The 7,263-nt window shown below is 76.0% G+C and carries 4 protein-coding genes; 2 read left to right on the forward strand and 2 right to left on the reverse strand.

From position 1 onward, the window contains the following. Positions 1–906: AfsR/SARP family transcriptional regulator (locus tag KMS84_RS36940; protein ID WP_256920927.1), on the reverse strand; the 906-nt coding region annotated here is incomplete at its 3' end. A gap of 100 nt (positions 907–1,006) precedes the next feature. Next, positions 1,007–3,127, reverse strand: coding sequence for an asparagine synthase-related protein (locus KMS84_RS36945; protein WP_256920928.1), 2,121 nt, complete (start codon positions 3,125–3,127; stop codon positions 1,007–1,009). A gap of 705 nt (positions 3,128–3,832) precedes the next feature. Here KMS84_RS36945 and KMS84_RS36950 point away from each other — a divergent pair. After that, complete coding sequence (locus KMS84_RS36950; RefSeq protein WP_256920929.1) at positions 3,833–5,257, forward strand: NsdA family TPR-like regulatory protein; 1,425 nt, start codon at positions 3,833–3,835, stop codon at positions 5,255–5,257. A gap of 127 nt (positions 5,258–5,384) precedes the next feature. Continuing rightward, positions 5,385–6,614 carry an L-2-hydroxyglutarate dehydrogenase gene (gene lhgD / locus KMS84_RS36955; RefSeq protein ID WP_256920930.1) on the forward strand — a complete coding sequence of 410 codons (1,230 nt, stop codon included), beginning with the start codon at positions 5,385–5,387 and terminating at the stop codon, positions 6,612–6,614. Positions 6,615–7,263: the final 649 nt, after the last annotated feature.

Here is a 7,263-nt window from a genome sequence, read left to right on the forward strand (position 1 = left end):
ATCGGGGCGGTGTACGGGATCGGGGCGGGGTCCGTCCGGGTGGGGCCCCCTCGGATGAGGCCTCGCCGGACGGGGCCCCGCCGGGCGGGCCGGTTCGCCGTCGACCGGTTCCGGGCCCGTCCGTCCTGGGCCCGTCCGTCCTGGGCCCATCCGTTCCGGGGCCGCTCGTGGCGGGCCCATGGGTTCCGGGCGGCGGTGCAGCAGCTCGGCGTGCAGGGCCCGCAGCCGGGGGCCGGGGTCGGCTCCGAGGCCGTCGGCGAGGGTGCGGCGCGCGGACTCGTACGCGGCGAGGGCGTCGGCGTCACGTCCGGTGTCGCGCAGGGCGCGGATGAGGAGGGCGTGCAGCGGCTCGTCGTACGGGTGCGCGGCGGCCAGCTCCGTCAGGCGCGGGACCGCTTCGCGCGCCCGCCCGAGGAGCAGGTCGGTCTCGGCTCGGGCCCGGACGGCCTCCAGGTGCAGAGCCTCGGGCCGGACGGCCGCGGTGCGGTCGGGCAGGTCGACGAGGGCGGGCCCGCGCCACAGGGCGAGGGCGTCGTCCAGGGTGCGGGCGGCGGTGGGGGCGTCGCCGGCTCGCAGCGCCTCGACGCCCCGGCGTACGAGCCGTTCGAAGACGAAGAGGTCGACGTCGTCCTCGGTCGCCGCGAGCCGGTAGCCGCCGGGCGCGGAGACGACGGCGTCCCTGCCGACGGCACGGCGCAGTCGGCCGACCAGGGCCTGGAGCGCGGCGGGGGCGTCCTGGGGCGGATCCTCGGCCCAGACCCCGTCGATGAGGGTCTCCGGGGCGGTGAGCCGCCCGGGGCGCAGGGCCAGGGCCGTGAGCAGGGTCCGCAGGCGGGCGCCGGGGAGGGGTACGGCGCTGCCCTGGTCGTCCTCTGTCTGGGTGACGCCCAGGATTCTGTACCGCACCGGGTCATTGTCGCCCGGCGGCGCGGGGGCAGCACGGTCTTTTCGGGGGCGCCGTGCCCCGGGCGGTCCGCGGCGGGTGCGCGAAGCCGGCGTCCGGCCCTCACCCTCCGGACGAGACCGCCCGGCGCTGCGGAGCTATGCCGGCCGGTACGGCACGCGCGCGTGCCGGGGTGCCGGTCCAGCAGGTGCCTCGCCGGGACAGCAGGCGGCGCAGCCAGAGCTCCAGGGAGACCAGGTCGGCGAGTCCGTCCAGGGGGACGGGTTCACCGGACGCGGCGGCCCGCAGGGCCTTGCGGACCACTCTGGCCTCGACGAGGCCGGCCTCCGCGAGGAGCGGCGCTTCGAACAGGCCGAGGAGGGGGTCCATGGCCATGCGCAGACCGGCCCGGGCCGCCGCGGTGGCGGAGGCCTGTGAGGGGGCGCCCCAGCCGTGCGGGAGGTCGGTGACGCCGGCGCCCCGGAGCACGGTGCGCAGGATCGCCGCACGCGCCCCGGGCTGCACGCGGAGGGTCTCGGGGAGCGCGCGGCAGGCCCGGACGACCTGGTTGTCCAGGAACGGGGCGTGCAGGCGCTGGGAGCGGATCTCGGCGGCCTGTTCCAGGACGCGCAGGTCCATGGCGTGCCGGGTGAGGGCCGCCCGCGCGCGGTAGTCGCCCGGACGCTGGCCGGGGCCCACGCCGCTGCGGTGCGCCGCGCCCTGGAGGCGAACCGATACTTCAGCCAGCGCCTCCCCGGTCAGCCAGCGTGCGGCCGGGCCCGCGCCGCCCCAGGTGAGCGCGGCCAGGGAGGCCCCGACGGCGCCGGAGGGGGCGTCGGAGCCGAAGCTGCGGTGCAGCAGCCGGTCGGCGAGTCCCTCCAGGCCCGTGCGGTACGGCGTCCGGGCCAGCCGGCGGGCCGCGCCGTACACGCGCGCGGGGACGAGGACGGAGCCGTCCGCCTTGGTGAGCGCGGCGACCGGCCGCACGAGATGGCGGCGCTTGCGGTCCATCAGCAGGTCGGCCAGGCGGGCCGGGTGGGCGTCCAGAACCTGGCGGGCGCCGTGGCCCGTGAAGTGGTCGGCGCTGCCCGAGGCGAGGCGGGCGCGGTGGCGGGCGGCCGTGACCAGGCTCTGGCCGGGTTCGTCGGTGAGCGGGCCGTCCAGGTCGGCGTACGGCAGGGTCTCCTCGTTGCCGGTCACGACCACGTGGTGCAGGCGCGGGTTGGCCGCGAGGACTCCGGCCCGTTCCAGCTCGGCCTCGCGCCCGCCCACGGTCAGGTCGTTGAAGGTGACGGCGAGCAGCCGCTCCCCCGCGCCCGTGCCGTGGCCCAGGAGCGTGCCGGGTCTGCCGGGCAGGCCGGCCGCGAGGAGGGCCAGGGTGCCGGAGGCGGGACCGCCGGAGAGGTCCGCGCCGATGCCGGGGACGGGCATCCCGCGCGCGGCGCGCCGCTCGGCGGGTCCCATGCCGGGGACGGGACCGGGGTCGATGTCGGGGACGTGCCGGGGTGCGGACAGCCGCGCGCGCACCGCCTCGACGAGCGCGTCGCGTACGGCGTCCACGGCGCTGTCGGGGTCGGCCGGGGGTGCGGCGACGGCGAGGGAGGCGACCGGCTCGTACCCGGCGATCTCACGCGCCCCGGCGCGCAGGATCAGCGCGTGCCCGGGCGGAATGCGGCGCACGCCGTCGTACGGGGTGGAGTCGTGCAGGGCCGCCGGCACGTCGGGGGCGGCGAGCAGGGCCGCGAGGTGGCCGAAGTCGAGGTTGGCCTCGATGAGGTCGGCCAGCGGCAGCGCGGCCGTGGCGTAGGCCGTGCCGCCCGCCCAGGGGGTGTGGAACACCGGGCGCGCGCCCGCCAGATCGCCGCAGACGGTGACGCGACGGCCGACCCGGACGATCGCCGTGTAGCTGCCGGGCCAGGCCGTCAGATGCCGAAGTGCCCCTCCGCGCGCGGCGAACAGCCCTATGCGCAGTTGTTCGTCGGTCGCGCCGCACGTGCCGAGGACGGCGATCCGGGTCTGCGGGTCGACGTCGACCACCCGCACCTCGTCGGGGCGCCAGTCGCCCACCGCCCACAGCGGATCGGGGTCGCCCCACAGGAGTTGGGAGCCGACGGGCTGCAAGGTCTCGCCCTCGTGGCCGACCCGGCCCCCGTAGGACGCGCCGTCGCCCTGGCGGCCGTCGTGGCCGACGGGCCCGCCGAGCGCGCCCGCGGCGGTGCTGCTCCACCCCACCAACCACCGCATCGACGCCTCCACAGGCTGTGGACAACCGAGTGCACCGTACGAACGGTTCACCATGCTGCCACGAAGAGCGCACCACAGAGGGCGGCGGCACCGCTTGTGATCGGGAAGCGCGCACGTGCGAACACGGCGGCGCCGACCCGTGGGACCACGCGCACCCTGGTGTCCACGACCTGAATGCGCCCCCGGTACGCTCCCCCAGAACGCCCTGCGCGCCCTCGATTTCCGTGGTGAGAGGCGTTGTCACCCACGGAACACTGGGTCGCTTTTCGGCCAAATCCCGGGCGTACGTCCGGCGTTGGGAGCGCGCCGGGCAGGCTTCGCACACGCTCCGTACACACGCGCGTGCCGCAAAGACACGCGCCGGCCCGGGAGGCGAAGTCCGCCCCCCGGACCGCTCCGCCGCCCGCGGGGATGAAGGCGGCGGTGTCCCCCAGCCCACTGGATCCAGTACAGCGGGCCGACCCACGCACGGCCCATGGAACCGCCGCGCCGATGGCCGGAGAAGAGCGCACGGCCGGGCGCACGGCCACACGGGCGGGAGCACACCGCGACGGTCCGTACCTGCGCCCGCACTTCCGTACGGACCACAATCCCGCCAACCGGAAGAATGCCCCTTAACGCTTGGGATGCGGCGAACTACGCTGGGTTTACGAATGCCGCATGGTTATGCCAGCGCGGCAGCCGTCTGTGTCGAGGGGTGGCGCAATGTCCAGGGAGCAACGCGGGCCGAACGAAAAACTCGGCGCCGTTCTCGCCCTCGCGGGAATCAGCAACGCAGGACTCGCGCGACGCGTCAACGATCTTGGCGCCCAACGCGGGTTGACGCTTCGCTACGACAAGACGTCCGTGGCGCGCTGGGTGTCGAAGGGCATGGTGCCGCAGGGCGCCGCGCCCCACCTCATCGCGGCCGCCATCGGTCAGAAGCTCGGCCGTCCGGTGCCGCTCCACGAGATCGGCCTGGCGGACGCGGACCCCGCGCCCGAGGTGGGCCTCGCCTTCCCCAGGGACGTCGGCCAGGCCGTGCGCTCCGCGACCGACCTCTACCGCCTCGACCTCGCGGGCCGCCGGGCCGGCTCCGGAGGCATCTGGCAGTCACTGGCCGGATCGTTCGCAGTAAGCGCGTACGCCACGCCCGCCTCACGGTGGCTGATAACCCCGGCCGACAGTTCGGTCGCGCGCGACGTCCACCTCGTGGAGGAGTCCGGCGCACCGCTCAAAGTCGGCCACAGCGACGTGCAGAAGCTGCGCGAGGCCGCCGAGGACGCCAGGCGCTGGGACTCCAAGTACGGAGGCGGCGACTGGCGTTCGTCCATGGTGCCCGAGTGCCTGCGGGTCGAGGCGGCCCCGCTGCTGCTCGGCTCGTACTCCGACGAGGTGGGCCGCGCGCTGTTCGGGGCGAGCGCCGAACTGACCCGGCTGGCGGGCTGGATGGCCTTCGACACCGGTCAGCAGGAAGCCGCCCAGCGCTACTACATCCAGGCCCTGCGGCTGGCCCGCGCGGCGGCGGACGTACCTCTCGGGGGCTACGTGCTCGCCTCCATGTCGTTGCAGGCCACCTACCGGGGCTTCGGCGACGAGGGCGTCGACCTCGCGCAGGCCGCCCTGGAACGCAACAGAGGGCTGGCCACCGCGCGCACCATGAGCTTCTTCCGGCTCGTCGAGGCACGCGCCCACGCGCGGGCCGGGGACGCGCACGCAGCCGGCGCGGCGCTGAAGGCCTCCGAGGGCTGGCTGGAGCGCTCCCGCGACGGCGACCACGACCCGTCCTGGCTCGGCTTCTACTCCTACGACCGCTTCGCCGCCGACGCCGCCGAGTGCTACCGCGACCTGAAGGCTCCGCGCCAGGTCCGCCGGTTCACCGAGCAGGCGCTGTCCCGGCCGACGGAGGAGTTCGTCCGGTCGCACGGGTTACGGCTCGTGGTCTCGGCGGTCGCCGAACTGGAGTCGGGCAACCTCGACGCGGCCTGCGAGCAGGGGGTGCGGGCGGTGGAGGTGGCCGGGCGCATCTCGTCCGCGCGGACCACGGAGTACGTCAAGGACCTGCTGCACCGGCTGGAGCCCTACGGCGACGAGCCGCGCGTGGTGGAGCTGCGGGAGCGGGCCCGGCCGCTGCTCATGACCCCGGCGTGAAACGGTGGGCCGTGCGAAGGCGGGCGCGCGACGGCGAAGGACGGCCGGGGGCGTCTCCGCGCCGGTGAGCCGGGAGAAGCCCCGCCGCGGGGTTTGAAGGCGTTGTCAGTGGCGCAGTGCACTATCGATGCCGGGAGGTGGTGTGCACGTGTCGAAGATCGCTCACGACTGTGACGTGCTCGTGGTCGGCGGGGGCATCGTCGGGCTGTCCACGGCGTACGCGATCACGCGGGCCGCGCCCGGCACGCGAGTGACGGTGCTGGAGAAGGAGCCCGGAGCGGCCCGGCACCAGACGGGGCGCAACAGCGGCGTCATCCACAGCGGGATCTACTACCGGCCGGGCTCGCTGAAGGCGCGCTACGCGGTGCGGGGCGCCGCCGAGATGACGAAGTTCTGCGCGGAGTACGGCATCCCGCACGCCGTGACCGGCAAGCTGATCGTCGCCACGGACCGGGCCGAGCTGCCGCGGTTGCACGCGCTGGCGCAGCGCGGCCGGGAGAACGGGATCCCGGTGCGGGAACTGGGCGCCGCCCAGATCGCGGAGTACGAGCCCGAGGTCCGGGGGCTCGCCGCCCTGCACGTGCGCACCACGGGGATCTGCGACTACTCGGCCGTCGCCCAGCAGCTGGGGGCGGCCTCCGGGGCGGAGATCCGCTACGGCGCTCAGGTCGTGCGCGTCGACCGGCGGCCCGAGCGCGGGGTGGCCGTGCTCACCTCGCGCGGCGACGTCGTGCGGGGCCGGGTCCTGGTGAACTGCGCGGGCCTGTACTGCGACGAGATCGCCCGGCTGACCGGGGACGAGCCCGAGGTGCGGATCGTGCCGTTCCGGGGCGAGTACTACGAGCTGGCCCGGCCCGACCTGGTGCGCGGGCTGGTGTACCCGGTGCCCGATCCCGCCTTCCCCTTCCTCGGGGTGCACCTGACCAGGGGCATCGACGGCGGCGTGCACGTCGGCCCCAACGCCGTGCCCGCACTGGCCCGCGAGGGCTACGGCTGGGGCGTCGTGCGGCCCCGGGAGGCCCTGGGGACGGCGGCGTGGCCCGGGGTGTGGCGGATGGGCCGCCGGCACTGGCGGTACGGGCTCGGCGAGCTGCGGCGGTCGGTGTCCAAGGCGGCGTTCGTCGACGCGGTGCGCCGGCTGCTGCCGGCGGTCGAGGAGGAGGACCTGGTGCGCACGGCGGCCGGAGTGCGGGCCCAGGCGGTGCTGCGCAACGGCGGGCTGGTGGACGACTTCCTCATCCGGGAGGGCCGACGAGCCGTCCACGTGCTGAACGCCCCCTCCCCGGCGGCGACGGCCTCGCTGCCGATCGGCCGGGAGGTGGCCCGCAGAGCACTGCTCGCGCTGACGAGCACCTGAGCAGCCACGGCGTCGGCCGCGCACACTGCGGCCCGCCCCGCCTCATCGCGGGCCTTGCCGGCCCGCACGGCCGTCCGAAGCCGGGCCCGCCCGGCTGCCCGACGCTCGGCCCGCACGGCCTGGCCGACCCCTCGCTCCGTGCGGACCGCTTGCGGACCTGGGCGGCCCGCGCACTCCCCGCGCCCAGTCCGATCCGTGCGGGCCAGTGCGCTTCCCACGGCCGTGCGACTCCCACCGGCCCCGGGCCCGGCCGACTCCCACGGCCCCGGGCCCGTACGACGTCCCTGGCCCGCGGTCGTACGACGCTCGTGACCCACGGCGCATGCGGCACGCGTCCCCGGGCGGCGCATGCGGCACGCGTCCCCGGGCGGCCCATGCGGCACGCGTCCCCGGGCGGCCCGTGCGACCGTCCACCGGTGCGGCACTCTTCCCCGGGCGGCCGGTACGACCGTCCACCGTGCGGCACGTGTGACCGGGCGGCCCGTGCCGCCGTCCACCCGGCGGCACGCGTCCCCCCGTGTCGCCCAGCCGCCGGCGCGGGCGGTGTCGGCTGTGCGGCTGCTCGCCGCACGCACCCGTCGCGTCCCCGTAAAATCGTCCCCACTGTGTCTGATTCCGTGAACACCCCCGAAGCCCCCCAGCCCTCCCC

This window comes from Streptomyces hilarionis, assembly GCF_024539675.1.
GTDB classification, from domain to species: Bacteria; Actinomycetota; Actinomycetes; order Streptomycetales; family Streptomycetaceae; genus Streptomyces; species Streptomyces hilarionis.

What these genes read in the sequence shown, in the direction of transcription:
- KMS84_RS36945 (WP_256920928.1), bottom strand. Translation starts at nt 3,127, where the DNA reads ATGCGGTGGTTGGTGGGGTGGAGCAGCACCGCCGCGGGCGCGCTCGGC.
- KMS84_RS36950 (WP_256920929.1), top strand. Translation starts at nt 3,833, where the DNA reads ATGTCCAGGGAGCAACGCGGGCCGAACGAAAAACTCGGCGCCGTTCTC.
- lhgD (WP_256920930.1), top strand. Translation starts at nt 5,385, where the DNA reads ATGCCGGGAGGTGGTGTGCACGTGTCGAAGATCGCTCACGACTGTGAC.